This is a genomic window from Halorubrum sp. SD690R, assembly GCF_005435035.1.
Lineage (GTDB): Archaea > Halobacteriota > Halobacteria > Halobacteriales > Haloferacaceae > Halorubrum > Halorubrum ezzemoulense.
Window position 1 is genome coordinate 1 of sequence record NZ_SGTV01000036.1, and the last position, 25,104, is coordinate 25,104.

The window sequence follows — 25,104 nt, forward strand, 5'->3', positions numbered from 1 at the left end:
CCTCTACACCCCTCCCGACGTTCCCCGCCACCGCTCCCGACGTAGATTTAAGAGCCGCCGCCGCGACCGACACCATATGAGCGACGCGCCGACGACTGCGCCCTGCGACGCCTGCGGCGAGGCCACGACGGACGCGCTCGCGCGCACCGTCCGGCTGAGCGTCGACCGGGCGAACATCGACACCCAGCGGCTCTGCCCCGACTGCTTCGCCGACTGGATCCAGCGCTACCAGGACCGCCTCGGCTCCGGCGACGACGGGGGCGACGAGAGCTCCGAGATCATCGTCGACTGAGGCCGAACGCGTTCGCGTCGGCCGGCAACGTCCGTCTCGACCGCCCGTCTTAAGCCCCGGCGGGACGGACGCCGTGGTAATGGATCTCGCCATCGACGCCCCGGCCCCGGCGGCGCCAGACTGCGCCGACGACGGGACGTGGCTCGCGTGTATCGCGTGCGACGAGACGTTCGCCCCGTTCGAGGCGGTGCGCTACACCTGCGACGAGTGCGACGGCCTGCTCGAAGTCCGGTACGACGACCCCCCGACGTTCGACGAGTTCGGGTCCGGTGCGTCCTCCGACGGCCCCGACCGCGGCGTCTGGCGCTACCGCGAGGGGCTCCCGTTCGACCTCGGCGTTACCCTCCCCGAGGGCGACACGCCGCTCCACCGCGTCCCGCGCATCGAGGAGGCGGTCGGCGTCGACGCGCTTCGGATCAAACACGAGGGGATGAACCCCACCGGCTCGTTCAAGGACCGCGGGATGACCGTCGGCGTCCGCGTCGCGAAGGAGCTGGGCGTCGGCGCGCTCGCGTGCGCCTCCACCGGCAACACCTCGGCCGCGCTCGCGGCCTACGGCGGCCGCGGCGGGATGCAGACCCTCGTCCTCCTCCCGGAGGGGAAGGTCGCCGCCGGGAAGATCGCGCAGGCGAGCCTCCACGGCGCGCGCATCCTGGAGGTCGACGGCAACTTCGACGCGTGCCTCGACATCGTCCAGGAGCTGGCCGCCCGCGGCGAGGCGTACCTGCTCAATTCGCTGAACCCGTTTCGGCTGGAGGGGCAGAAGACGATCGGCTTCGAGATCTTAGAGGAGTTCTACGCCGACTACGGGACGTTCCCGGACCGCATCGTCCTGCCCGTCGGCAACGCGGGCAACACCTCGGCGCTGTACAAGGGGTTCCGCGAGCTCGTCCAGTCGGGCGCGCTCGACCCCGACGAGGTCCCCAAGCTCACCGGCGTCCAGGCGGAGGGCGCCGCGCCGATGGTCGAGGCGGTCGAGGAGGGGAACGACGAGATCCGCCGCTGGGAGGAGGTCGAGACGCGGGCGACCGCGATCCGCATCGGCAACCCCGTCAACGCGCCGAAGGCGCTCCCCGGCATCCGGAACACCGGCGGCACCGCCGTTGCCGTGAGCGACCCGGAGATCACCGCCGCCCAGCGCCACCTCGCTAGCGAGGGCGTCGGCGTCGAGCCCGCCTCCGCCGCGAGCCTCGCGGGCCTCAAGAAGCTCCGGCGCGAGGGCGTCGTCGACGACGACGAGCGCGTGGTCTGCCTGACGACCGGCCACCTCCTCAAGGACCCCGACGCCGCCTACGAGGCCGGCGGCGACCCCGAGCCGGTCCCGAACGACGCCGACGCCGTCGTCGACCACCTCCACGACTGACCGCCCGACGGGGCCGGTCGGTGCGGCCGTCCACTTCCCGCTCTCGACCCGCGCCCTCGACACCCCAGAGCCGTTGGCGCTATCACCGATTGCCGAACACGTCGCCCCGACAGTTTGTATTAAGTAGTAAACACTTGAACGACAGACAAGTTGATAGACGCCCCGACGACCGCACCGCTCGCCGCGCTCGCCGCCGTCGTTGCGGTCTGTGCGACGGTGGTCGCGTTCGACTCCCGCGACGAGTCGGGCGGTCGCGCCGCGGTCGCGTTCATGGCCGCGATCGCCTGGTGGTCCGCGGGGCTGTTCGGCGAGGCCGTCGCGACGACTGAGGCCGGGAAGCTGTTCTGGCTCAACGTCCAGTACCCCGCGACCGCGGTCGTCCCGGTCGCGGCGGTCGCGTTCGTCGCGTCCTACCTCGGCTACGACGCGTGGCTCTCCCGGCGCCGCCTGCTCGCGCTGCTCGCCCCGCTCGCAGCGTTGACCCTGCTGAGCTGGACGAACGATGTCCACGGGCTGGTCCGGACCGGGACCGACCTCGTCGCGGTCGGCTCGGGGACGGTGCTTGTCCGGGAGTTCGGCCCGGTGTGGTGGGTCGGCTGGCTCTACTCGCAGGTCCTGCTCGTCGGGACGTTCGCGACGCTCGCGTACGGCGTGTACGACTCGGCGCCCGCGTTCCGCGCGTCCGCGGGGCTGCTGCTCGTCGGCTCTGCCGCGCCGTGGGGCGCGCAGTTCGTCGTGCTCGGGGGCGGCCCGGCGTTCCGGCCCGAACTCCTGTTCGTGCTCACGGGCGTCGCATTCACGATCGCGGTCCGGCGGGGGCGGACGCTGGGCGTGACGCCGGTCGCCCGGCAGGTGACCCTGGAGGCGGTCCCCGACCCGATCGTCGTCGTCGACCGAAGCGGGCGGATCGCGGACGCGAACCCGGCGGCCCGCGCGTGGCTCGGCGAGGGCGTCGCGGTCGGCGTCCCGATCGCGGACGCGCTCGCCGACGCCCCGGAGGTCCGCGCCGCGTACCGCCGCGGCGAGGCCCCTGACGAACCGCTCCGCGTCGAGGTCGCCGGCGAGCCGCGGTTCGTCTCGCTCTCTGCCGTTTCGCTTCCGACGCTCGGCAGCCGCTCGCAGGGGACGGTGTTGCTGTTTCGCGACGTGACCGACTCGGAGCGCAACCGGCGGGACCTCGAAGTGGCGAACGACCGGCTCCAGACGCTGACGCACGCGCTGGCGCACGACATCAAGAACCCGTTGACGGTCGCGGACGGGTTCACGGACCTCGCGACCGCGGGCGACGAGGCGGCGGCCGAGCGGGTCGAGAGCGCTCACGACCGGATCTTCGAGATCGTCGACGAGACGCTCGCGGCCGTCGACCACCCGGACCCAGACGCCGGTGCCGAGTCGTTCTCGTTCGCGGCCGCGGCCGAGGCGGCCTGGCGGACCGCCGAGACGGCGGGAGCGACGCTGACGGTGGCGGGCGACGAGTCGTACGCCGCGGACAGGACTGCGGTGCGGAGCGTCTTGGAGAACCTCTTCCGGAACGCGGCTGTCCACGCCGGGTCCGACGCGACCGTCGCCGCCGTCGCGCTCGACGGCGGGTTCGCGGTCATCGACGACGGCCCCGGCGTCCCGCCGGCGGAGCGCGACCGCGTGTTCGACCGGGGCTACACGACCGCGGACGAGGGGACCGGGATCGGCCTCGCGTCGGTCGCGGCGCTCGCCGAGTCGCACGGCTGGACGGTCGGCGTCGGTGCGGGTCGCGGGGCCGCAGAAGGGGAAGCCTGCCTGTCGGACACGACGGTCGGCGACGGCGCGGCGTTCGTCGTCGCCTTCGGGGATCGACCGATCGAAGCTGTCGCGTCGCCCGTCGTCGCCGACGCGGACGCGCTCGTCGCGGTCTCGGAGTCGCCCGCGGCGGAGTCGTAGCCCGTCCGGGGACGGTCCGATCTCTTCTCCGGGGCTGCGCAGTACTCGCCGTCTACTCGGCGAGTCCCGCGTTACTCGTCCGCACGCCCGTCGGCGCCGTCTAGGGTGATCTCGGTGATCTCGACGACGCGGTCGTCCGCGAGCAGCTCCTCGGTCGCGGCGCCGGGGACGGCCGAGTCGAGGTTGTAGACGGTGAGCGCCTCCCCGCCCTGCGTCTCGCGGCCGTTGAACATCCCGGCGATGTTGACGTCGTGGTCGCCGAGGACGGTCCCGATGAGCCCGATGACGCCGGGCTCGTCGGTGTTTCGCGCGACGAGCATGTGGCCGTACGGGACCGCGTCGACCCGGAACCCGTCGATCCGGACGATGCGGGCGTCCTCGCCGGCGAACAGCGTTCCCTCGACCGCGATCTCGTCGTCGCCGTTGTGGACGGTGACGCGCACGAGGCTCTGGAAGTCGTCGGTCTGCCGGGTCTTCGACTCGGTCACCTCGATGCCGCGCTCCTCGGCGAGCCGCGGCGCGTTCACCGCGTTCACCTGCCACTCCAGCGGCTCGAAGACGCCCTTCAGGGCGCTCGCGGTGACGAGGTCGACGTCCTCCGCGGCGATGTCGCCCTCGTAGGTCGCCTCGACCCCGGTGATCCGACCGTCGAGCAGCTGGGCGGCGACCTTCCCGGCGGTCTCGGCCACGTCGATGTACGGCTCGATTCGCGGGAACGCGCTCTCGTCGACCGAGGGCGCGTTGAGCGCGGTGAGGACCGGCTCGTCGTCGAACGCCGCGAGGACGGCCTCGGCGGTGTCGACCGCGACGTTCTCCTGGGCCGCCTCCGTCGACGCGCCGAGGTGCGGGGTCAAGACGATCTCCTCGACGTCGAGCAGCGGCGAGTCCTCGGGGAGCGGCTCCTCGGCGAAGGAGTCGAGCGCGGCGCCGGCGAGGACGCCGTCCTCGACCGCCTCAGCGAGCGCATCCTCGTCGACGATGCCGCCGCGGGCGCAGTTGATGAGGTAGCCGCCCTCCAGCTGGGCCAGCTCGGCCTCGCCGATCATCCCCTCGGTCTCGGGGAGAAGCGGGGTGTGGATCGTCGCGAAGTCGCCCGCGGCGAGCGCGTCGTGGAGGTCCTCGACGAGCTCCGCCCCCATCCGGTCGGCGCGCTCCTCAGAGATGTACGGGTCGTAGACGACGAGGTCCATCCCGAGCGAGTCGAGGCGCTTGGCGACTTCCTGCCCGACGCGGCCGAGGCCGACGATGGTGAGCGTCTTGTTGTTCACCTCGGTACCGAGGAACTCGCCTTTCGCCCACTCGCCGCCGATCAGGCGACCGTGCGCCTGCGGGATCGAGCGCGCGACGGCGAACGTCATCGCGACGGTGTGCTCGGCGGCGGCGCGGACGTTCCCCTCGGGGGCGTTTGCGACGATGACCCCGTGGTCGGTCGCGGCCTCGATGTCGATGTTATCGACGCCGATGCCCGCCCGGCCGACGATGACGAGCTCGCTCGCGGCCTCGAAGACCGCCTCGTTCACGTCGGTTCCGGACCGCACGATCAGCGCGTTGGCGTCGGCTGCGACGTCGAGCAGCGCCTCCCCCTCCGCCTCGTAGTCGGTGACGACCTCGTGGCCGGCGTCTCGGAGTCGGTCCAACCCCGCGTCCGCGATGGGGTCGGTCACGAGTACCTTCATGTCGAAACGCACCCGCGGCGCGGGGTTAACGCTTTCCTCATCGCGCCGTTTTGCCGCCCGAACGGATCCGCGCTCGTGGGTATCGACTCCTCTGTTTCGACTGGAGAATGCGCGTTCGTGGGTATGTTCGCCGCCGGTACTCCCTTTTATATTGGGCCGCACGTTCCGCGCATGAACCTCACGATCGCGTTCGTCGGCGTCGGCGCCATCCTTGCGCTGACCGCGGTGAGCGCCTTCTTCTCCAGCTCGGAACTCGCGGTGTTCTCCGTCCCCGGCCACCGGATCGACTCGCTCGTCGCGACCGACGCTCCCGGCGCCCGGGCGCTGTCGGCGCTGCGCGACGATTCCCACCGGTTCCTCGTCACGGCCTTGGTGAGCAATAACGTCGCCAACATCGCCGCCGCGTCGGTCGCGACCGCGGTGTTCGTCCGGTTCGGCTTCTCCGGCGGCCAGGCGGCCACGGGGTCGACGCTCGTCACCTCGGTGTTCGTCATCGTCTTCGGCGAGATCGCGCCGAAGTCGTACGCCGTCGCCAACGCGGAGCGACACGTGCTCCGGGTCTCCCGGATCGTCGTCGCGGTCCAGCGCGTGCTCCGTCCCGTCCTGTACGTGTTCGAGGCGGCCTCCGGCGTCGTCAACCGCTTCACCGGCGGCGAGTCCGCCATCGAGTCGTACCTCACCCGGGAGGAGATCGCGACGCTCGTGCGCTCCGGCGAGGTCACGGGCGCGCTCGACCCTGACGAGGGCGCGATGATCCGGGGCGTCCTCGATCTGGAGACCACCACCGTCGCCGCGGTGATGGTCCCCCGGACCGACGTGGTCGCGCTCCCCGACACGGCGACCCCGGCGGACGCGCTCTCGCGGGCCGCGAGCGAGGGAGTCACCCGGATGCCGGTGTACGGCGAGAACCGCGACGACGTGGTCGGGGTCGTCGACGTCCGCGACGCGATCCGCGCCGACGAGAGCGGTGCCGACCTCTCGAGCGCGCTCAGCGAACCGGCGTTCGTCCCCGAGACCAAGCCGCTCGACGAGCTGTTCGCGGAGATGCGCGCGAACGGGACGGGAATGGTGATCGTCGTTGACGAGCACGGCGCGGTCGTGGGAATCGCGACGTTGGAGGACCTCTTCGAGGAGGTCGTCGGCGAGCTGGTCGGCCGCTGGGAGACGGACGCGCTCGACGTGGTCGCGCCCGACGCCGCCGTGGTCCGCGGCTGGACGACGGTCGGCCACCTCAACGAGGCGCTCGGCCTCTCGCTGCCCGCGGACGCAGGCGTCGAGACCGTCGCGGGGCTCGTCACCCGTCAGCTCGGCCGGCTCCCGAAGGAAGGTGACCGCGTCGCGGTCGGCGAGGTCACGCTCGCCGTCACCGGCGCGACCGCGACCCGGGTCACGCGCGTCCGGGTCGAACACGCCGACGAGAACGGGTTCGCGGTCGACGCGTCTGTCGGTCCCGACGGCGGTGACGCCGGCTCGCTCGGGCCCGAGTGACCGCCGCTCCCCCGACGCCGCGGTCTCCACACACATTACCAAACATACATGTGCTTCCGACGGTTCCCGAGAGACACGTCTCTGATCATGGTGAGCCGTTGGGCGTGTGGCCGGTGCGGGTTCGTCGCGTGGACGCGGGACCGCTCGGAGATGGTCGACGTGACCGGGTCCCACCTGCTCGCACACGACTCCGACGCGCTCTCTACGTCTGACTTCCGTGTAAGTTGGGACTGCCCGTACTGCGCCACGGCCAAGACCACCTACGACAGCGGCGGCGCCGTTGCCGAGTTCAAAAGGCACCTGTACGAACACGTCGCCGACCGGGTCGCTGACGGAACACACGTGGCCGAGCGGGTCAACTGGGACGGGGTCGTCCGCGTCGACGCGTCGGCCGCCGGCGACGAGGCCGACGCGCTCCGGACCCACTTCCACGCCGCCGCGGGGCTCGTGGTGGCCGTGACCCCCTCCCCGGAGCGGCTGGTCCGCGCGCTTGACGAGGCCCTCGACGCGTGGCCACGGCGGGCGGTGATCGTCAGCACCGGGGAGTACGACTTCGAGGCGACGCCCGATGTGGACTTCGAGGGCCGGAACGTCGAGATCGTCGAACTCGACCCGCGGCTCTCCCCGGCCGAGGTCGGCGAGACGGTCTCGCGGATCCTCGACGACAACCACGAACCCGGCGAGCGCGTCTCGCTGGAGGTGAGCGTTTTCCACCAGATCGTCGCCGCCTTCGAAGTCGAACGGTCGGTGGCCTTCATCCGTATGCTCGCCGCGCGCCTTGCCGACGCGGGCGGCGTCTTACAGCTGTACGTCGACGCGGACGCGGATCGTAACGTCGCCACCGTTCTGAACCTCCTCGACGAGACGATCGACCTGACGGTCGCGGTCGACGACGGGCAGTTCGTTCGGCGGCCGTGACTGCGGGAACTTGTCTCCCGTTCCCCGTCCTCGCTCACCCGTCGTAATCGCCCTTCACTCGGCGTCGCTGGGTCCAGTCACTCGGCGTCGCTGCGCTCTCACTCGTTGTAGCTCTCCGTGTAGTCCGCGGGCCAGCGGACGTAGACGTACTCCACGTCGCGGTCCGCGGCCGCCTCGACGACGGCCCGCTTGAACCGCCGCAACACCGCCCTGGCGCGCTCCCGCGCGGCGTCGGAGGCGGCCTCGTCGCCGGCGAGCGCGCGGAGGTTCCGCTTGATGTCGACCCCGAGGGCGGAGTCGGTCTCGTCGTCCGGCAGACCGTCCCCAGTCCCGCTCGTCGAGGCGATCCGGGGCAGGTACGCGGCGGCGAGATCGGCGACCAGCCGGTCGCGGTGGTCGAGCGCGTCGATCAGCCACTCGACCGCGGTCGAACGGTCCGCCGCGGTCGGGTCCGCGGATTCGAGGAGTTCGCAGTACAGCCACGCCGCGTACCGCTTGGTCTCGGTGTCGACGCGCTCCTCCGATCCCGCGGTCGCGTCGGCGGGCGCTGCCCTCCGGTCGGCTCCGGTTTGCTCCGCGGCGACTGCCCGGAACACCGCGAGCAGCCCGTCGGCCTCGAAGGGTCGCTCCGCGAGGAGCCGGTCGCGGACATCGCCCGCCGGGACGGCGTCCGACTCGGCGATCACCGCGGCGACGGACCGCGCGGCTGCCCGGCGAACCGATGCCGAGGGGTCCCGCAGCGAGCCGAGCAACACGCCGGTCGCGTCCCGGCGACCGAGCGCTCCGAGCCGACGCACGACGGCGAGCCTGAGTCCCTCGTTGCCGCGCCGTGTCGCGCGCGCGAGCAGTTCGACCGCGTCGTCGCTCTCCATCGTGACAAGCGCGTCGACCGCGGCCCCGCGCACCAGGTCGTTCCGCGCGTTCACGAGCGGGCGAACCGCTTCGACCGCCTCCCCGCCCACCCGCGCGTACCCCCTGACGGCCCGAGCGCGGACCCGCGCGTCGCCGTCATCGAACGCCTCGCGGAGCCGGGGGGCGGCGCCCTCGTCGCCGACGGTCGACAGTCCGGTCGCCCCCAGCATCCGATACGCGGCCCGGTCGTGTCTCAGCCACCGCGAGAACGTCTCGGCAGCCCCGCTCGTCTTCCCGCTTCCGCCCTCGGCGCCGCCGCCTCGCCGGTCGGCAACCCGCCGCCCCAGTCGGTCGAGGTGGTCGTTGCCGTGGAAGTACAGCGACTCGATCGCCGCCGCGCGGACGGTCTCGTCGGGGTCGTCGAGCGCCGCCTCGAACAACCCATCCACGATCCGGCTCGCGGCGGCGCTCATCGAACTGGACGGGCTGCCGAGCGCCTCCGCCGCCTCGCGTCGCGTCGACGCGTCGAACCGCCGATCGAGCCGCGCCAACGCCGGGGGATCGTCGTCGGTCGGCCGCCCGCCGCGCCCGGTGCCGCCGCTCTCCGCCGATCCATCGGCCCCGTCCGGTCGCGGCCTGTCGTCCATCTGTGAACACCTCACCGATCCGGTAGATTAAACGTATGGCCGCGGCTATCACCGATGAGAATCCGACGCGACCGGCGCGCGGTGCCGCGTTATTCGAGTCCGAACCCCCGGACGACACCGTACTCTGGCCCGGACGCGGTAAGCGCCGACTTCACCAGCCGAATCTCGTCGACCGAGAACGTCCCGACTTCCGGATCTCCCGCGTCGAGCGCGTCTCGGACCGCCTCTGCCCCGGCCGCGCTCTCCACGCGGGCCAGCGTCACGTGCGGCGTGAACGCGTGGGCTTTGGGGTCGACGCCGAGCGCGGTCGTCTCCGCTTCGAGCGCCTCGTAGAGCGCGGCGAGGTCGTCGCCGCCGCGGCCGACGCCCGCCCAGGCGACCGAGACGTACTCGCGGTTCGGAAAGACGCCGAGGCCGCGGATCTCGGCCTCGAAAGGGGAGACCGCGGCGCGGTCGACGGCGCGCTCGCCGGCGGCGGCCACGTCGTCGAGGGCGGGGTCGCCCTCGTCGTCCTCCGTGCCGATGTCGCCGAGGAACTTCAGCGTCACGTGCGCCTGTTCGGGGTCGACCGGGTTGACGCCCGACGCGTCCGCGAATGGGGCCTGTGCCTCCGCGACGGCGGGCGCGAGCGAGTCCGGGAGGTCGACGGCGAAGAACGCTCGCATCTCGGTCGCCGGATCGGCCGAGCGACGGATACCGCTTGTGGTGGTCGAACCAGCGCCCTACATAAATACCACCGTATCAGTCCGGCATAATTCCCAGTAGTGACCCTCCCATACTCGCATGTGATGGCCACCACCGACTCCGCGCGACCGGACCCGCCCTCGGAGCGTCGGGCGCCGGCGCGCGAGATGTCGAGCGTCGCCCGCTCGGCCGACGGTCGCCGGATCGCCTACGCGACGTACGGGCCTCCCGACGGCGACCCGGTCGTCTTCTTCCACGGGACGCCCGGGTCCCGCCGGCTGGGCGCGCTCCTCGAACCGGCGGCGCGAGCGAACGACGTCCGCGTGATCGCGCCCGACAGACCCGGCTACGGACGCTCGCCCCCCCAGTCGGGTCGGACCGTCGGCGACGCCGCCGCGTCCGTGCGGCCCGTCCTGAACGACCTCGGAGTCGAGCGCGCGGCCCTCGTCGCGTTCTCCGGCGGCGCGCCCTACACCCTCGCGACGGCCGCGTCGCTCGGCGACCGGGTCACCGGCGTCGACCTCGTCGCCGGCGCGACGCCGCCGTCGTTCGGCGACGACACGCCCGCGGTCCAGCGCCTCCTGTCCGGTCTCGCGGCCGCGACGCCGTCGGTCCTCGGGGCACTGCTCCGCGGTCAGGCGTGGGTCGCGTCGCGCGCGGACCCGTCGTTCGTGGTGGCCCAGTACGCCGAGGACGCCGACGCCGTCCCCGAGGACGCCGCGACCGTGGTGAAGGAGGACTTCCTCGCGGCGTTCGAGCGCCACCGGAACGGCGCGGTCACCGAGTTCCGCGACGCCGGCAGCGACTGGGGGATCGACCTCGACGCGGTCGACGCCCCGGTGCGCCTGTGGCACGGGACCGACGACGCGAACGTCCCCGTCGCCGGGGCGGAACGACTGGCCGAGGCGCTTCCGACCGCCGAACTCCGCGTTCTCGACGGCGCGGACCACCTCGGGACGCTCCTCCGGGCCGCCCCCGAGGCGCTGTCGCGTTCCCGCTGATCGCTGGCTCTCCCCGAGTTCGCCCCTGAAACGCCGCTGCGTCCCCGCTGATCAATCCGGCCCTGCCCGAGTCCGTCCCCGAGACGCCGTTGCGTCCCCGCTGACCGGTTCGGCCCTCCTCTCCGACCTCGTCCCGGGCCCCTCCCGCGGGCGGTCCCGAACCACGCGGATTGATGTACGGCACGCTCGAACGTCGAGCAACGGCGTCATGAAACGGATCAGGTTCTCGGCCGCCTACCCCGAGCGGCTCCGCCACCCCCTCCACGAGGCGATCGCCGGCGACTCGCCGATCCGTCGCGCGGAGCTGCTGATGTGGAGCCCGACGGCGGACGCGACGACGCTGCTCTGGTTCGACGGCGACCGCGACGCGACGGCGTCTGCCCTCGACGCGCTCGACTCGCTGGTCGCGAGCAGCCTCGTGAGCGACGCCGACGGGACCTACGCGTTCCTTCGGCAGGACGCCTACGAGTTCCCGGCGGCGCTCCTCGACACCGTCGCGGCGTCGCGGGTGATATTCCTCCCGCCGGTCGTCTTCCGCGAGTCGGGCGACGTCCGGTTCGAGGCAGTGGGCGCGACGGCGGCGCTCAGCGAGTTCCACGACGACCTCGCGACCCTCGCCGACCTCACTATCGAGTGGGTCCACGAGTTCGAGCGCCGACGGGAACCGTCGCGGCTGACCGACCGACAGCGCGCGGCGCTGGAGACGGCGGTCTCGACGGGGTACTACGAGGTTCCGCGCGAGGGGACCGTCGCGGACGTGGCGGCCGCGCTCGGCTGCGCGACGAGCACGGCCGGCGAACTGCTCCGGAAGGCCGAGGCGGCGGTCGTCGAGCGCGCCGTCGAATCGGCGTGACGGCCGCCGCCGTCCCGGACGCCGACCCGCCGTCGGTTCACAGCCGCTCGCGGAGCGTGTCGGCGGTCGCGTCGCCCACGCCGTCGACGTCGGTGAGGTCGTCGCGGGAGGCGTCGCGGACGTTCTCGACCGAGCCGAACCGCCGGAGGAGGCGGCGGCGCGTCTCGGGGCCGACCCCCGGCACGTCGTCGAGGACCGTCCTGACCTCGTCGCGGACGGTCTGGTGGTAGGAGACGGCGAACCGGTGCGCCTCGTCGCGCACGCGCTGGAGCAGGTGGAGCTCGGGGGCGTCGTCGTCCCAGCGCCGGGTCCCGGTCGGGGTGACGACCAGCTCCTCCGCCTTCGCGAGGGCGACGACGGGCACGTCCCACCCGGTCTCCGCGAGCGCGTCGCGGGCGGCCCCGAGCTGCCCCTCGCCGCCGTCGATGAGGAGGAGGTCGGGGTCCGGGCGGTCGTCCTCGCCGGCGAGCGCGCGCTCAGCGCGCCACCGGACCAGCTCGCGCATGTTCGCGTAGTCGTCGTTGCGTTCGGTGAGCTTCTTCCGGCGGTAATCGGCCGTCTCCGCGCTCCCGTCGACGAAACACACGTCGGAGCCGACCACGGCGGTGCCCTGCGCGTGGCTCACGTCGAACCCCTCGACGCGCTCGGGGCGGGCGATCCCGAGCCGGTCGCCGAGCGCGCCCACGGGGTCGTCGCGGCCGCCGCGCTTCCGGGCGTTCTTCAGCGCGAGTTCGACGAGCTTCGCCTCGCGGCCGGCGCCCGGGACCCGGACCGCGACCCCCTCGCGCTCCAGCCAATCGACAACGTCCCGGTCGGCGGGTCGTTCGGCGAGGAGGACCGCGTCCGGGAACTCCCGCTCGGCGTAGTACTGCGCGAGGAACGCGCTGAGTACGGCGGCGGGGGTGTTGGCGTCGGGGTCCGCCGGGGTCGCGTCGCCGCCGGAGGCCCCCGATTCGGCCGCGTCCGCCACCGCTGCCGCGTCCAGCTGGTGGCGGCTCCGGTCGACCAGTTGCCCGCGCTCGCTGTGGAGCCGGGCCACCCGAGCCGTGTCGCCCTCGACCGCGGCCGCCAGCACATCGACGGTGCGGTCGTCGTTCCGGTCGCTGACGGCCTCGCCCCCCTCGCCGTGGAACGCCTCGACCGCTTCGAGGCGGTCGCGGAGGTTCGCCGCGCGCTCGAACTCGTTCGCCTCGGCCGCGGCCTCCATGCGGCGTCGGAGGGGATCGGCGAGGACGCCCGTCTCGCCCTCGAAGAAGCGCCGCGCGGCGGCCACGTCCTCGGCGTACGCCTCCGGCGATATCTCGCCGGTACACGGCGCCGAACAGATGCCCATCTCGTAGTCGAGGCAGGGGCGGTCGCGCCCCTCGTACTTGTGGTCCGAACAGCCGCGCAGCCGGTACTCGTCGCGGACCGCCTTCACCACGGTCTCGACGCGGCCCACGTCTGTGAACGGGCCGTACGCGACCGCGCCCGCCTCGGGGTCGCGGGTCACCTCGATCCGGGGCACCTCGTGGTCCGAGAAGGCGACCAACGGGTACGACTTGTCGTCCTTCAGCCGGACGTTGTACCGCGGGCGCAGCCGCTTGATCAGGTTCGCCTCGAGCAGCAGCGCCTGCGTCTCCGTGTCGGTGACCGCGAACTCGATCCGGTCGGCGCGCTCGACCATCCCTCGGATCCGGCCCGAGCGCGGGTCCGCGTACGACCGCACCCGGTCGCGGAGGTCGAGCGCCTTCCCGACGTACAGCGTCGTCTCCCCCGCCCGGAACTGGTAGACGCCCGGCTCCGTCGGGAGGTCTCGGGCCCGCTCGCGCACCGCGCCGGCGTCCATCGGTCTCGGATCGCCGTAGCCGCCCGACGCCATTGAACGCTGCGGGGACGAGCCGAAGCGAGGTCACGGTCCGTTCATGTCACTTCGCGAACTGGGTAGTTATCAAACCTGAGTCACGGGGAGAACCGTTTATCCCGATGCTTGGGGGAGAGGGAAACAGATATGACGGGAGTTCGAGGGCTGTTACGGCGCGTGCTCGGGCGGGGAGGTGACTCCCGGTCGGTCCCCGACGGGGGCGTCGTCGTCGGGGAGCCCGCGGGGACGGACGACGCGACGGTCCCGGCCGGCGAGTCCGGTGGCCCGAGCGACGAGGAGTACAGCGTCACCGAGGCGGACGGCGTGGACCGGACCAAGACCTTAGGGGGTGCCGGCTTCGCCGAGGTGTTCAACGCCACGGGCGTCCCGACGTTCATCCTCGACACCGGGGGGAACGTCGCCGAGTGGAACGAGTCGCTCGCGGCGCTCACCGGCGTCGACCGCGCGGACGCCCTCGGCCACGACTACGCCTCGGAGCTATTCTACCCCGACGGTCGGCGCGCCGACACACTCGCGGACAAGGTGCTCGACGCGCCCGAGGACGCGGACGAGGTGTACGATGTCGAGCGGTCCGGATCGGCACGGATCCGCTACCGCGACACGAGCACGATGGTCGACCGCCACGGCGAGGAGAAGCACATCGAGTTCACCGCGACCCCGATGTACGACGGCGACGAGTTGGTCGGCGTGACTGAGGTCGTCATCGACCGCACCGAGAACGTCAACGAGCGCGAGGCGACGGCGGAGCTGGTCGCCGAGATCCGCCAGACCGCCGAGGAGATCGGGGAGGGAAACCTAGAGGCCCGCGCCGTCTGCCGCGAGGAGTGCGAAATTCTCAACGAAGAGCTGTTGAGCGTCATCGGCGTCGTAAACCGGATGGCGGAGAACCTCCAGACCCTCTCCGAGAGCGTCCACGAGAAGGCGCGCGACCTCGACGGCACCGTCGAGGAGGCGAGCGCCGCGGCAGCCGACATCGCCGAGAACGTCGACGAGCAGAACGAGCTCTTAGAGGAGAGCGTCTCGGAGATGCAGTCGTTCTCCGCGGGGATGGAAGAGGTCGCGGCGACGGCTGACCAGGTCGACTCCGCCGCGGTCGCGGCCGCCGACGCCGCCGACGAGGGGTTAGACGCCAGCGAGGACGCCCGCGAGGCGACCGAGGACGTGGTGGAGATAGGCGACGAACTCGTCGAGAGCGTCGGCGCGCTCTCCGAGCGCATGGACGACATCGAGGAGGTCATCGAGGTCATCTCCGACGTGGCCGAGCAGACGAACCTGCTCGCCCTGAACGCCAACATCGAGGCCGCCCGCGCCGGCGAGGGCGGCGACGGCTTCGCGGTCGTCGCCGAGGAGGTGAAGAAGCTCGCCGACGAGACCCGCGGCTACACCGAGGAGATCACGGAGAGCCTCGACAAGCTCCAGACGCAGTCCGCGGAGACCACGACCGCGGTCGAGCGCTCGCACGACCGGATCGAGGACGCGGGCACCGAGATCGAGACGGTCCTCGACTCGCTCGAAGAGATCGCTGACGCGGTCGACGAGGCGGCCGCGGGCGTCGCGGAGGTCGCGCGCACCACCGACGACCAGGCGGCGACCGTCGAGGAGCTCACCTCGTCGCTGGAGGCGGTCCGCGAGCGCTCCGACCGCACCGAGGAGGCGACCGAACGCATCGTCGACGCCACCGACGACCAAGAGGCGGCCGTCGACGAGCTGATCGCCCGCGTCGAACAGCTCGACGCCAGATAACTCCCCTACCGCCCCCAGTCCCGTCCGCTTTCGCTCCCCCGTTCTCTCGGCACCGCCGAACGTTTAACCCCGCTCAGCCCCCACAAAACGTATGTCCGTTACGCCGCCCGGGCCGCTCGGCGACCCCCTGTTCGGGAACGGTCGCCAGTTCGCTGACGACCCCTTCGGTTTCCTCCGCGCCTGCGCCGACAGCTACGGTGACGTGGTGCGGCTCGACCTCGGTCCCAGAGAGACGTACCTGCTCACGAACCCCGCCGACGTCGAGCGCGTGCTCGTCGCCGACGCCGAACGCTACCGGAAGCCCCAGTTCGGCGACGACGCGATGGACACGCTGCTCGGCGACGGTCTCCTCATGAGCGACGGCGACACGTGGCAGCGCCAGCGCACGCTCGCGAACCCCTCGTTCCACAACCGCCGGATCGGCGCGCTCGACGGGACGATGGTCGACCACACGGAGTCGCAGCTCGCGGACTGGGCCGACGGCGAGGTCGTCGACATCCAGCTCGAGGTCGCCCGCCTCACCGTGAAGATCATCGTCTCGGCGATGTTCGGCGCCGACATCACCGACGAGGAGGTGAAGACGGTCCAAGAGAACTTGGAGCCGCTCGGCGCGCGGTTCGAGCCCGACCCGCGGCGGTTCCTGATCCCGAACTGGGTGCCGACCCGCGAGAACCGCGAGTTCGACGCCGCGATCGACACCCTCGAATCCGTCATCGACGGGATCGTCGACCGCCGCCGGGGCACGGAGCGCGACCCGAGCGTCGACCCCGCCGGCGCGGAGGGCGTCGCGGTGCCCGGCCCGGCCGGGGACGGCGACGGCGACCTGCCGATGGACCTGCTCTCGGTCCTCCTACGCGCCCGCGACCGCGGCGAGCAGACCGACGAGAACCTCCGCGACGAGCTGGTGACGATGCTGCTCGCCGGCCACGACACGACCGCGCTCGCGCTGACGTACACGTTCTACCTGCTCTCGAATCACCCTGAGGCTCGTCGCGAGGTCGAGCGCGAGGCCGAGACGGCGACCGCCGACGGCCCGCCGACCGCGGCCGACGTCCGCGACATGGCGTACACCGAGCGCGTGCTCAACGAGTCGATGCGCCTCTACCCGCCCGTCTACACCCTGTTTCGCGAGCCGAAGCTCGACGTGAAACTGGGGGGGTACCGGATCCCGGAGGGGTCCGCGCTGATGGTGTCGCAGTGGGTGACCCACCGGTCCGAGCGGTGGTACGACGCCCCCGAGACGTTCGACCCCGACCGCTGGACGCCCAAGCGCCGGAGCGAGCGCCCCCGGTTCGCCTTCTTCCCCTTCGGCGGGGGCCCGCGCCACTGTATCGGGAAGGCGTTCTCGCTGCTGGAGGCGAAGATCATCCTCGCGGAGATCTGCTCGCAGTTCGAACTCGGCTACGAGGGACCGGACCTCTCCTTGCGCGGCTCGCTCACCATGCACCCGAGCCATCCGGTGCCGATGCGGATCCGCGAGCGGTAGATGTCCGCCCCCGCCGACGCGTACTGCGCCCGGTGCGGCGATCCGCTCTCGAGCGGTCTCGTTGCGACCGACCGCCGCGCCTGCTGTCTCAACGCCACCCCGATCGCGGGCGTCTGCCCGACCCACGGGCCGGTGGGGCCGCACCACGCGGTCGAGGAACCGGACGCGGTCGACGACGCGTAACCTCCGGTTCGCCCTACAGATCGACCGTCGCCGCGACCTCCCGGTACTCCGGGTCCCACGCGTCGAGCGCATGGACGCGTCACCGGACCGGGTCGAACTCGGTCTCGACGAGGTCGGCGACCGCGCCCGGTTCCGGGTCGCCGCCCCGCGCCAGCGTCACGTGCGGGACGTACGCGTCGCCCTCGATTCCCTCCATCGTCCCGAACGCCGCACAGAGCCTGCGGTGAAGCCGAACGAGCCCGTCGCTCTCGACCGTCAGATACACGATCGGCCGCGACCCCGACCGCGGCGCGTCGAAGACGTCGATCCCGGTCACGGCGACCTCGAACGGGTCGGCGGGCGCGAGCGGTCGACGAAGGCGTTCGCGCAGCCGGTCGAGGGCCTCCTGACGAGGCGGGACGGGTCGGTCCCCTCCACGTTCCTCGCCCCCCTCGCCCTCTCCGCGTTCATCGCCCCCGTCGCGCTCTCCGCGTCGCACGTTCTCGACGCCGAAGCGCTTACAGACGAGGGTGTGACGCTCGCGGACGCGATCGAACCCCGTCAGTTTCGGGTGGAGATCGCCGGCGAGGCGGTCGATCGCGGGCGGGAGCGGGACGTTGAGGCTGAACACGTCGGCGTCCGCCTCAGATCCGATCGGTGAGGTGTAAGGCGATCACGACGACGAGCGCGATCCCGATCAGCGTCGGGAGGGCGTCGAGCAGCCAGAAGGCGACCTCGAGGACGGCCCCGACGATCTCCAGGAGAAGCCACACGACGACGAGCAGCAGCACGATCTTCAGGAGGTCGTCGGTGTCGATCTCGGCGCGGTTCATGGCCGGACGGGGGTGCGGCAGCGATAAAAAGACGGTGGTAAAACCGGGCGCTCGCTACGCGATCTTCTCGTACTGCTCGGAGAGCTTCTCGGCGGCCTCGTCGAGCAGTTCGGCCTCGTACTCGTCGAGGTCCCACTCGACGACCTCCTCGACGCCGTTCGCGCCGAGCTTCGCGGGGACGCCGAGCGCGGTGTCGTCGTAGCCGTACTCGCCGTCGAGCACGACCGAACAGGGGAGCACCTCGCCGGTGTCGTTGAGGATGGCCTCGACGGTGTGGGCGACGCCGGTGGCGGGTCCCCACTGCGTCGCGCCCTTCCGGCTGATCACGTCCATCGCGGACTCCTGGAGGTCCGCGAGGATCTGCTCTTTCTCGTCGGCGTCGAACGACGGGTCGCGGCCGTCGACGCGCACCTTCGAGAAGACGGGCGCCTGCGCGTCGCCGTGTTCGCCGAGGATCGTCGCCTCGACGTTCTGGACGGGCGCGTCGAAGCGCTCGGAGAGGACGTAGCGGAAGCGCGCGGAGTCGAGCCGGCCGCCGAAGCCGACCACCTTGTGGCGGTCGCGGTCGCCCGCCTCGTAGAGGTGGCGGTTGAGCAGGTCGACCGGGTTCGAGGTGGTGACGGTGACGAAGTCGTCGTTGTGCTCGGCGATCGAGGACCCGATGTCCTCCATGATCGGCGCGTTGTCGCCGGCGAGGTCGATCCGGGTCTGCCCCTCCTTGCGCGGGATGCCCGCCGTGATGACGACCACGTCCGAGCCGGCGGTGTCCTCGTACTCGCCCTGCCGGACGGTCGTGTTCGAGTCGTACGCGACGCCGTGGTTCGCGTCGGCGGCCTGTCCGATCGTCGTCTCGCGCTGGTCCGGAATGTCCACGAAGACGAGCTCGTCGACCACGTCGCGTAACGCGAGGTTGTAGCCGGCCGCGGCTCCGACGGTCCCCGCCGCACCGATAACGCTGACCTTTGTCATACCGTGTAGATTCGCGACCGGCCGGTGAGTAAACGTTTCGGAACCCCGCTAACGTTCGTGACCGTCGTCGCGAAACCCCTAACTCCCGCGGCGTCGAAGCGTCGCCTCGTGCCGACGTTCCGCTACCCGTGCCCCGGCTGTCGGACGACGAACAGCCTTCACGACGCCGACTGTGAGTTCGAGGGCGTGAGCTGGCCGACCGTCGAGAAGGCGTACACCGACCTCCTGTCGGTGCTGTCCGCGGAGCCCGACGGCCTCCCGGAAGCGGCGCTGCGGGACGCGGTCCCGGCGGAGTGGGGCGGGCTCCACAAGGCCGCGCTCGGCGCGCTCCGCCGCGACCAGCGCGTCGTCGAGGACGGCGACCGGCTCCGCCTGCTCACCGCCGCGGAGTTCAAGGAACGCGTCTCGGAGCCGACTCGCGACCCGATGCGCACCGTCTACGAGCACGGCTCGGTCCCGGGCTGTCACGACAACGCGGTGTTCGCGATGGTGGCGTGGTACGAGATGGTCGGGCTCTCGTGGCCCGAGACCCGCGAGAACGTGATCGAGTGGCTCCGCGAGTCGGGCGCGTGGGACCGCGGCGGCTTCGAGGAGTCGACGCCCGGCGAGCTCGTCGACGCCAAGCGCCACGTGTACGACGAGGGGTACGGCTGGAAAGAGAAGGGACAGGCCGCGAAGCGCGTCATCGAGCGGCATCTGTAGCGCCGGTTCGTCCGGAGCGCGGACCGGACGGACCGCCGCCCCACGACAGCTTTACCCCTGCCGTCGCCGTCGTACCCGACGAATGGCCCTCGACCTCGTTCCCGCGTGGCCCGCCGTCGGCTCCCTCGCGGGCGGGGCGGGGGCGCTCGCGCTCGCGTGGGCGATCCGCGAACACCGCGGCCGCCCCGGCGTCGACTGGTTCCTCGGTGTGTTCGCCGCGCAGGCGACGTGGTGTCTCTCCTACGGCGTCGGCCTGCTGGTCTCCGAACCGGCGATCCGAGCCGCGCTGGAGGCGACGATGTGGCTGGGCGTGATCTGGACAGGGATCGCCTTCCTCGGGTTCGCACTGGAGTACACGGGCCGGAGCGACGTGGTCCGGAGCCGCCTGTTCGCGGCGGTCGTCGGGTTCGGCGCACTCTCGTCCGCGCTCGTCGTCACGAACTCGCTCCACGGTGTCTTCTGGACCGACTTCGCGCGCGACCCCGCCTTCGGCGTCGAGACCGTCTCGTACGCGTTCGGGCCGTGGGCGTACCTGACGGTCGCCGCGGAGACGGTCCTCGTCGCCAGCGCCGTGTTCCTCCTCGTCGACACGCTGCTCAGCTACGGGCCGCTGTACCGCCGCGAGAGCGCCGCGGTCGCGCTGAGCTCGCTGCCGCCCGGGTTCGCGCTGGTCGCGTGGGCGCTGGCGCTCGGCCCGGTGCCCCAACTCCAGCTCGCGCCGGTGATGTTCGTCCCGCACCTGCTCCTCGACGCGTATGCGTTCGACCGCGCGGAGATGTTCGACCGGAACCCGACCACCAGCCGCGCCGCGGAGCGCACCGCGATCGACGACCTCCGCGACCCCATCGTGGCGCTGGCGCTCGACCGCCGCATCGTCCGGATCAACCCCGCGGCCGAAACGGTGCTCGGCGTCGACGCCCAGACCGCCCGCGACCGCCCGCTCGCCGATTTCCTCGATCTCCCGGTCCGCATCGGCGACGCGGGCGAGGGCGAACCGGACGGCGGCGAGTCCGGCCCGGACGACGAAGCGGGCGGTTCCCGCGAGACGGTCGAGATCGACGCCGGCGACGGCGCCCGCAGCCGCACGTACGCGGTGTCGGTCTCCCGGCTCACCGACCCCAACGGCACCCACGTCGGGTACACTCTCGTCCTCTCGGACGTCACCGACCGCGAGCGCCGACGCCAGCAGCTGGAGGTGCTCAACCGCATCCTGCGTCACAACCTCCGCAACGACGCGGGCGTCGTCCGCGGGTACGGCGAGATCCTCCGCGATCGCGTCGACGACTCGGAACTCGTTCAGATGGCCGACGCGGTCGAGCGTCGCGCGGGCGCGCTGGCCGCGCTCGGCGAGAAGGCCGGGACCGTCGAGCGGCTGCTCGAAGATCGGGACCCCGAGCCGACGGACGTGCGCGACCTCGTGACATCGGCCGTCGCGGACGCCCGTGGCCGCGACGACGCGGCGATCGAACTCGCGGTCGACGGCGAGCCGACGACCGCCGACGGCGGGGCGGCGACTTCCGTCGGCGAGCGGACGACCGGAGACGCCGACGACGACGAGTGGGTCACGCGGGTCCGGCTCGACGCGCTCCGCGCGGTCGTCGAGAACACGGTGGAGAACGCGCTCGATCACCACGACGGTCAGGGAACAGAACGCGATGACGGCGGGGCGTGGGTGCGGGTCGCGCTCCGTCGAGAGGAGCGCGGAGGCGACGGCGGCCACGAGGGCGAGGGCGACGCGCGGTTCGTGCTCGCCGTCGCGGACGACGGGCCCGGGATCCCCGAGCACGAAGTCGAGGCGGTCGAGTCCGGGCGGGAGACCGCCCTCGAACACGGCTCCGGGCTGGGCCTGTGGGTCGTCGCGTGGGGCGCCGCCGCGGTCGGCGCCGACGTCGAGTACGCCGACCGGGAGCCGCGGGGGACGTGGGTGACGGTGTCGGTTCCGGTCGTAGACGGTTTATAAAGCGTGTGCCTCGCCGTACGCCTGTGCCTTCAGACGATCGTAGCGCTCTCGCGAGTCGAGCACCCACTTGTACTCGAATCCGGGCGGTGGGGTGCTTCAGTCGAGGAACGAGCGAGTCTCTTCGACCCCGAAGCGGATCGTTTCGCGGCCGTACGACGGTGAGAGGCCAATCTCCTCGAATAGATTAAAAAGAACCCCTGACGGTCGTCTCGGTGTCGTATCCGTATTGCTGTTCTCGGTTCGCCGTACTCCTGAACATCGAGACACCCGTCACAGACGTACCACATCTTGGCGATCCGTGGCGTCAGCGATAGACTCTCTGGGAACCGCTTCTCGCCGGATCGGTACCACCGACGAAGTGACCGCATGAACGGGTGAGATCGCGATATGACGGTATACATATCGTGATAGTTCTCAGCCCTCGCATTTGGACTGAACCCCGATTCACGGTTACTATGTGCCAGCTCCGTTGCCGTCTTTTTTTAATCGGACACCGGTCTCAACACCCCCATCTCGTGGTCGAACCACTCCAAGGATTGCTTGTAACCATCGGGAGACGGAACAGGCCGTGAGCACCGTCGTTCGTCTTTGGGACGGACCCCCCGTCACCCATGAAACAGCCGACGAGGATCTCGCGAAGGTACGTGGGTGTTTCGGGGTAGTAACAGCTTCCGCGTGCCCAGTGACTACCGACCCGCTTGAACGACTCTCCGCATCCTGGACACGCTTCCCTCGGTAATTTACTCGCTCTGAATCCTCGGTGCAAGCATATACGTTGCCTGTCCGAGCCCCTCGGCGAAGCCGTAGTGGAGCTTGACGGGAAACTCCTCGCCGAGCTCGACGGTGACCTCGGCGTCGGAGGGGATCGCCTTGTTCATGTCCTTGAGGTAGTCGAGGCTGAACAGCGAGTCAGCGGGGCCGGCGGTGAGCGCGATGAGGTCCTCGCGGTCGAGCTTGAGGTTCACGTCGTCGGTGTCGCCCTCGGCCTCGATGAAGAACGCCTCGTCGGTCTCGTCGACGCGGAGGCGGATGTGGTCGGAGACCATGTCGGCGGCCTTGATCCCGCGGTCGAGCTGGGCGCCCTCGACGACGATCTCGGAGGCGAGATCGAGGTCCGGGATGTCCGGCTCCTGGCGGATCGAGTCGGGGTCGATGAGCGCGAGGGTGTAGGATAGGCCGTCGATCTCGATGTGGAGCTTGCGGGTCTCCTCATCGAGTTCGAGGTGGATCAGGTCGCCCGAGTTGGCCATGCCGGCGATGTCCTCCAGGCGGGCGAGGTTGACGCCGATGACGCCGCCGTCGGCGTCGTAGGACTCGAACGCGGCCGCCTCCAGCGTGAGGTCGACCATGCCGACGTTGGCGGGGTCGACGGCCCGGATGGAGAGCTCCTCCTCGTTCAGGCGGATCTTACACTCGTCGACCAACACGCTCACCGAATCGAGCGCGTCCTGAAACGTCGACGCGCCCACGATGGCCTTGAACATATACGTTCGGCTAGGGCGGTATCCCCTAAAAAGACACCCGATCGGGTCGGCACGGAAACGCTCAAACCGACCGGATGAGCCGGGCGACGACGACCCCGAGCGTCACCACGGCTCGCAGTGGGCGGAGCCGTTCGAGCCGGTATTCGAGGGTCTCCGCCTCGTCGGCGTCCCGGCCTCTCGCCTCCGCGTCCGCGCCGTCGTCCGCCGGATCGCGCGTGAGGTCGCGGGGCTCCTCGCTACCGGGGCCGCGGGGCGCTCCGTCGCCGGGGTCGGGCGGCTCGGATCGGCCCGTCCGTCGGGGCGCCGTCGGCCGGCTCCGCGAGCGGTGTCGGGTTCACGTCGGTGCGCTCGGGCGCTGACAGTGGCTCGTCGACCGTGTGTGGCCTGCGCCGCGCCAGGCGGTACACGACGGTACGAGGGTAATTCATGAGTAGACGAGCCGAACGCAAGACGGAACTGAAACTCGTCCGCGCGGGAGCGGGTTCCCGGACCGATCGCGCCGGTCGTCGCGCGCGGCCCTCAGACGAGCGGCTCGACGAGGTCGCGCCCCTCGGCGAGCAGGTCGTCGACGGCCTCGTCGGAGTCGGCCTCGGCGTACACCCGGAGCTTCGGCTCGGTGCCCGAGGGGCGGACGAGCAGCCACGAGCCGCTCTCTAAGAGGAGCTTGAACCCGTCGAGCGTGACGACCTTCGCTACGGGGGACCCGCCGACTGCCTCCGGGATGTGGTCCTCCAGCTCGTCGAGGACCGCTTCTTTCCGGTCGTCCGGGCAGTCGAGCGACACTTTTCCGGCCGCGATGTGGCCGTGCTCGTCGAGCAGGCGGTCGACGCGCGCGTCGAACGGCTCGGCGGCGTGGGTCGCGGCCGCGAGCAGCCCCATCAGCACGCCGTCCTTCTCCCGGACGTGACCGCGGAGGGTGAACCCGCCGGACTCCTCGCCGCCGAACAGCGCGTCGTGCTCACCCATCGCCTCGGCGACCCACTTGAAGCCGACCGGGGTCTCGTACACCGCCTCGCCGTGCGCCTCGGCGATGCGGTCGACGAGGAACGTCGTCGAGACGGTGCGGACCGCGGGCCCGGAGTCGGTCTCCAAGAGACGGTCGTAGCAGGCGGCGTAGAAGAGGTTCGCGTCGAGGACGCCGCGCTCGGGCGTGACGACCGCGATCCGGTCTGCGTCGCCGTCGTTGGCGATCCCCAGATCCACGTCGCTCTCGGGGTCGGTGACGCGCTCGGCCAGTTCTCCGAGGTGTTCGGCCGACGGCTCGGGGGAGTCGCCGCCGAAGGTCACGTCGCGCTCGCAGCGCAGGCGCTCCACCTCCGCGCCGGCCGACTCGAGGAGCGCGTCCGTGACGCCGCGCCCGCTCCCGTGCATCGCGTCGTACGCGACCGTGAGCCCGTCGAGGTCGACGCCGTCCCCGTCTCCGGCGACGCGGCCGACGACCTCGCGGGCCGCGTCGGCGTGTTCGCTCACGAGGTCGACCCGAGAGATGTCGCCGCGCTCGGCTTCGGGGAGCAGGTCGGGCTCGGCGAGCCGGTCGACGACATCCTCGGTCACGTCCGGCAGCGCCGGCGCGCCGTCGTGCGGGATGAACTTCACGCCGTTGTACTCGGGCGGGTTGTGCGAGGCGGTGATCATACACGCGCCGGCCAGTCCGCGGTCGACGATAGCGTGGGCGATCACCGGCGTCGGCGCGTCGCGCTCGGGGAGGATCACGTCGAAGCCGTTGCCCGCGAACACCTCCGCGAGGCTCTCGGCGAACCCCTCCGAGGTCTCGCGGGCGTCGTACCCCACCGCGACCGGTTCGTCGTGCCCCGCCGCGTCGAGGTGGTCGGCGATCGCCTGTCCCACGATCCGCACGCGCTCGTCGGTGAACGTGTCGAGTGTCGCGCGCCACCCGTCCGTGCCGAAGGCTATCTGGTCCATGTCGGCCACGTCGGCGGCGGGGACAATAATGCCCCGTGTCGGCCGCGAAGGTTGCGCGAGCGGATCGCCCGCGGCTATTGATAAATAAACCGCGGCGGCGCGTGCCTCCGAACGCCCGCAGGACGTGAGGAGCACGCGCGAGGGAGTCGGACCGGCGCGATAATGATCAAGATAACTTCTGAACGCTAAGAAACTTCTCACACCACTTTCTGGCGTAGCTGACTCGCTGTGTCACTTGTTCAAATACGTCTTTGACGAGTTCGTGAAATTCGTCCTCGTCGTCGACG

At 71.3% G+C, this 25,104-nt stretch carries 20 protein-coding genes and 2 pseudogenes; 12 read left to right on the plus strand and 10 right to left on the minus strand.

All coding sequences use genetic code 11. The features are described from left to right. Window positions 1-76: 76 nt before the first annotated feature. From EXE41_RS15955 to EXE41_RS15965, 3 genes are all read left to right on the plus strand, one after another. Window positions 77-292 carry a hypothetical protein gene (locus EXE41_RS15955; RefSeq protein WP_049932009.1) on the plus strand — a complete coding sequence of 72 codons (216 nt, stop codon included), beginning with the start codon at window positions 77-79 and terminating at the stop codon, window positions 290-292. A 79-nt stretch (window positions 293-371) separates the two neighbouring features. Next, the gene (gene thrC / locus EXE41_RS15960; protein ID WP_137691504.1) at window positions 372-1,655 is read left to right on the plus strand and encodes a threonine synthase; all 1,284 of its coding nucleotides are present in this window, start codon (window positions 372-374) and stop codon (window positions 1,653-1,655) included. A gap of 150 nt (window positions 1,656-1,805) precedes the next feature. Then, a complete protein-coding gene (locus tag EXE41_RS15965; RefSeq protein WP_137691505.1) occupies window positions 1,806-3,572 on the plus strand; it encodes a histidine kinase N-terminal 7TM domain-containing protein in 1,767 nt (588 codons plus the stop codon). A 71-nt stretch (window positions 3,573-3,643) separates the two neighbouring features. Here the strand turns inward: EXE41_RS15965 and serA are convergent, their stop codons facing one another. Beyond that, window positions 3,644-5,248 carry a phosphoglycerate dehydrogenase gene (serA, locus tag EXE41_RS15970; RefSeq protein WP_137691506.1) on the minus strand — a complete coding sequence of 535 codons (1,605 nt, stop codon included), beginning with the start codon at window positions 5,246-5,248 and terminating at the stop codon, window positions 3,644-3,646. A gap of 171 nt (window positions 5,249-5,419) precedes the next feature. Here serA and EXE41_RS15975 point away from each other — a divergent pair, with 171 nt between their 5' ends. Continuing rightward, entirely contained in the window at window positions 5,420-6,736 is a 1,317-nt protein-coding gene (locus tag EXE41_RS15975) for a hemolysin family protein (protein WP_137691507.1), read from the plus strand. 87 nt (window positions 6,737-6,823) lie between these two features. After that, window positions 6,824-7,654, plus strand: coding sequence for a hypothetical protein (locus EXE41_RS15980; protein ID WP_137691508.1), 831 nt, complete (start codon window positions 6,824-6,826; stop codon window positions 7,652-7,654). Window positions 7,655-7,752: 98 nt separating this feature from the next. Here the strand turns inward: EXE41_RS15980 and EXE41_RS15985 are convergent, their stop codons facing one another. Both EXE41_RS15985 and thpR read right to left on the minus strand, forming a co-directional pair. Beyond that, window positions 7,753-9,153, minus strand: coding sequence for a HEAT repeat domain-containing protein (locus EXE41_RS15985; protein WP_137691509.1), 1,401 nt, complete (start codon window positions 9,151-9,153; stop codon window positions 7,753-7,755). A gap of 89 nt (window positions 9,154-9,242) precedes the next feature. Beyond that, window positions 9,243-9,818: an RNA 2',3'-cyclic phosphodiesterase gene (thpR, locus tag EXE41_RS15990; RefSeq protein ID WP_137691510.1), complete on the minus strand. Its 576-nt coding sequence runs from the start codon at window positions 9,816-9,818 to the stop codon at window positions 9,243-9,245. Between the two features lie 123 nt (window positions 9,819-9,941). On the opposite strand from thpR, the gene EXE41_RS15995 reads away from it, so the two are divergent. Together EXE41_RS15995 and EXE41_RS16000 are read left to right on the plus strand one after the other, a co-directional pair. After that, window positions 9,942-10,838: an alpha/beta fold hydrolase gene (locus EXE41_RS15995; RefSeq protein WP_137691511.1), complete on the plus strand. Its 897-nt coding sequence runs from the start codon at window positions 9,942-9,944 to the stop codon at window positions 10,836-10,838. A gap of 208 nt (window positions 10,839-11,046) precedes the next feature. Continuing rightward, on the plus strand, window positions 11,047-11,691 hold the full coding sequence (locus tag EXE41_RS16000; protein WP_049932017.1) for a helix-turn-helix domain-containing protein: 645 nt from the start codon (window positions 11,047-11,049) through the stop codon (window positions 11,689-11,691). A 37-nt stretch (window positions 11,692-11,728) separates the two neighbouring features. Here the strand turns inward: EXE41_RS16000 and EXE41_RS16005 are convergent, their stop codons facing one another. Continuing rightward, window positions 11,729-13,519 carry an excinuclease ABC subunit C gene (locus EXE41_RS16005; protein ID WP_094519660.1) on the minus strand — a complete coding sequence of 597 codons (1,791 nt, stop codon included), beginning with the start codon at window positions 13,517-13,519 and terminating at the stop codon, window positions 11,729-11,731. Window positions 13,520-13,681: 162 nt separating this feature from the next. On the opposite strand from EXE41_RS16005, the gene EXE41_RS16010 reads away from it, so the two are divergent. The 3 genes from EXE41_RS16010 (at window position 13,682) to EXE41_RS16020 (ending at window position 16,967) form a co-directional block, all read left to right on the plus strand. Further along, window positions 13,682-15,298 (plus strand): methyl-accepting chemotaxis protein, encoded by a 1,617-nt coding sequence (locus tag EXE41_RS16010; RefSeq protein WP_137691512.1) that lies wholly within the window; start codon window positions 13,682-13,684, stop codon window positions 15,296-15,298. 91 nt (window positions 15,299-15,389) lie between these two features. Then, window positions 15,390-16,784, plus strand: a complete 1,395-nt coding sequence (locus EXE41_RS16015; protein ID WP_049932021.1) for a cytochrome P450 — start codon at window positions 15,390-15,392, stop codon at window positions 16,782-16,784. Next, complete coding sequence (locus EXE41_RS16020; protein ID WP_049932022.1) at window positions 16,785-16,967, plus strand: hypothetical protein; 183 nt, start codon at window positions 16,785-16,787, stop codon at window positions 16,965-16,967. Between the two features lie 13 nt (window positions 16,968-16,980). Here the strand turns inward: EXE41_RS16020 and EXE41_RS16025 are convergent. From EXE41_RS16025 to mdh, 3 genes and pseudogenes are all read right to left on the minus strand, one after another. Continuing rightward, a pseudogene (locus tag EXE41_RS16025) lies at window positions 16,981-17,577 on the minus strand (2'-5' RNA ligase family protein). Between the two features lie 13 nt (window positions 17,578-17,590). After that, complete coding sequence (locus EXE41_RS16030) at window positions 17,591-17,779, minus strand: hypothetical protein (protein ID WP_049932025.1); 189 nt, start codon at window positions 17,777-17,779, stop codon at window positions 17,591-17,593. A gap of 54 nt (window positions 17,780-17,833) precedes the next feature. Then, on the minus strand, window positions 17,834-18,748 hold the full coding sequence (gene mdh / locus EXE41_RS16035; protein ID WP_049932026.1) for a malate dehydrogenase: 915 nt from the start codon (window positions 18,746-18,748) through the stop codon (window positions 17,834-17,836). Window positions 18,749-18,856: 108 nt separating this feature from the next. Here mdh and EXE41_RS16040 point away from each other — a divergent pair, with 108 nt between their 5' ends. Next, entirely contained in the window at window positions 18,857-19,450 is a 594-nt protein-coding gene (locus EXE41_RS16040) for a hypothetical protein (protein ID WP_049932148.1), read from the plus strand. 82 nt (window positions 19,451-19,532) lie between these two features. Beyond that, the gene (locus EXE41_RS16045; protein ID WP_086220181.1) at window positions 19,533-21,410 is read left to right on the plus strand and encodes a histidine kinase N-terminal 7TM domain-containing protein; all 1,878 of its coding nucleotides are present in this window, start codon (window positions 19,533-19,535) and stop codon (window positions 21,408-21,410) included. Between the two features lie 740 nt (window positions 21,411-22,150). Here EXE41_RS16045 and EXE41_RS16050 read toward each other — a convergent pair. The 3 genes and pseudogenes from EXE41_RS16050 to EXE41_RS16060 all read right to left on the minus strand — a co-directional run. After that, the gene (locus EXE41_RS16050; RefSeq protein ID WP_049932029.1) at window positions 22,151-22,894 is read right to left on the minus strand and encodes a DNA polymerase sliding clamp; all 744 of its coding nucleotides are present in this window, start codon (window positions 22,892-22,894) and stop codon (window positions 22,151-22,153) included. Between the two features lie 519 nt (window positions 22,895-23,413). After that, a complete protein-coding gene (locus EXE41_RS16055; RefSeq protein ID WP_086220180.1) occupies window positions 23,414-24,817 on the minus strand; it encodes a phosphoglucomutase/phosphomannomutase family protein in 1,404 nt (467 codons plus the stop codon). A 166-nt stretch (window positions 24,818-24,983) separates the two neighbouring features. Beyond that, a pseudogene (locus tag EXE41_RS16060) lies at window positions 24,984-25,104 on the minus strand (IS630 family transposase); the annotation flags it as partial.

What these genes read in the sequence shown, in the direction of transcription:
- EXE41_RS15955 (WP_049932009.1), top strand. Translation starts at nt 77, where the DNA reads ATGAGCGACGCGCCGACGACTGCGCCCTGCGACGCCTGCGGCGAGGCC.
- thrC (WP_137691504.1), top strand. Translation starts at nt 372, where the DNA reads ATGGATCTCGCCATCGACGCCCCGGCCCCGGCGGCGCCAGACTGCGCC.
- serA (WP_137691506.1), bottom strand. Translation starts at nt 5,248, where the DNA reads ATGAAGGTACTCGTGACCGACCCCATCGCGGACGCGGGGTTGGACCGA.
- EXE41_RS15975 (WP_137691507.1), top strand. Translation starts at nt 5,420, where the DNA reads ATGAACCTCACGATCGCGTTCGTCGGCGTCGGCGCCATCCTTGCGCTG.
- EXE41_RS15980 (WP_137691508.1), top strand. Translation starts at nt 6,824, where the DNA reads ATGGTGAGCCGTTGGGCGTGTGGCCGGTGCGGGTTCGTCGCGTGGACG.
- EXE41_RS15985 (WP_137691509.1), bottom strand. Translation starts at nt 9,153, where the DNA reads ATGGACGACAGGCCGCGACCGGACGGGGCCGATGGATCGGCGGAGAGC.
- thpR (WP_137691510.1), bottom strand. Translation starts at nt 9,818, where the DNA reads ATGCGAGCGTTCTTCGCCGTCGACCTCCCGGACTCGCTCGCGCCCGCC.
- EXE41_RS15995 (WP_137691511.1), top strand. Translation starts at nt 9,942, where the DNA reads ATGGCCACCACCGACTCCGCGCGACCGGACCCGCCCTCGGAGCGTCGG.
- EXE41_RS16000 (WP_049932017.1), top strand. Translation starts at nt 11,047, where the DNA reads ATGAAACGGATCAGGTTCTCGGCCGCCTACCCCGAGCGGCTCCGCCAC.
- EXE41_RS16005 (WP_094519660.1), bottom strand. Translation starts at nt 13,519, where the DNA reads ATGGACGCCGGCGCGGTGCGCGAGCGGGCCCGAGACCTCCCGACGGAG.
- EXE41_RS16010 (WP_137691512.1), top strand. Translation starts at nt 13,682, where the DNA reads ATGACGGGAGTTCGAGGGCTGTTACGGCGCGTGCTCGGGCGGGGAGGT.
- EXE41_RS16015 (WP_049932021.1), top strand. Translation starts at nt 15,390, where the DNA reads ATGTCCGTTACGCCGCCCGGGCCGCTCGGCGACCCCCTGTTCGGGAAC.
- EXE41_RS16020 (WP_049932022.1), top strand. Translation starts at nt 16,785, where the DNA reads ATGTCCGCCCCCGCCGACGCGTACTGCGCCCGGTGCGGCGATCCGCTC.
- EXE41_RS16030 (WP_049932025.1), bottom strand. Translation starts at nt 17,779, where the DNA reads ATGAACCGCGCCGAGATCGACACCGACGACCTCCTGAAGATCGTGCTG.
- mdh (WP_049932026.1), bottom strand. Translation starts at nt 18,748, where the DNA reads ATGACAAAGGTCAGCGTTATCGGTGCGGCGGGGACCGTCGGAGCCGCG.
- EXE41_RS16045 (WP_086220181.1), top strand. Translation starts at nt 19,533, where the DNA reads ATGGCCCTCGACCTCGTTCCCGCGTGGCCCGCCGTCGGCTCCCTCGCG.
- EXE41_RS16050 (WP_049932029.1), bottom strand. Translation starts at nt 22,894, where the DNA reads ATGTTCAAGGCCATCGTGGGCGCGTCGACGTTTCAGGACGCGCTCGAT.
- EXE41_RS16055 (WP_086220180.1), bottom strand. Translation starts at nt 24,817, where the DNA reads ATGGACCAGATAGCCTTCGGCACGGACGGGTGGCGCGCGACACTCGAC.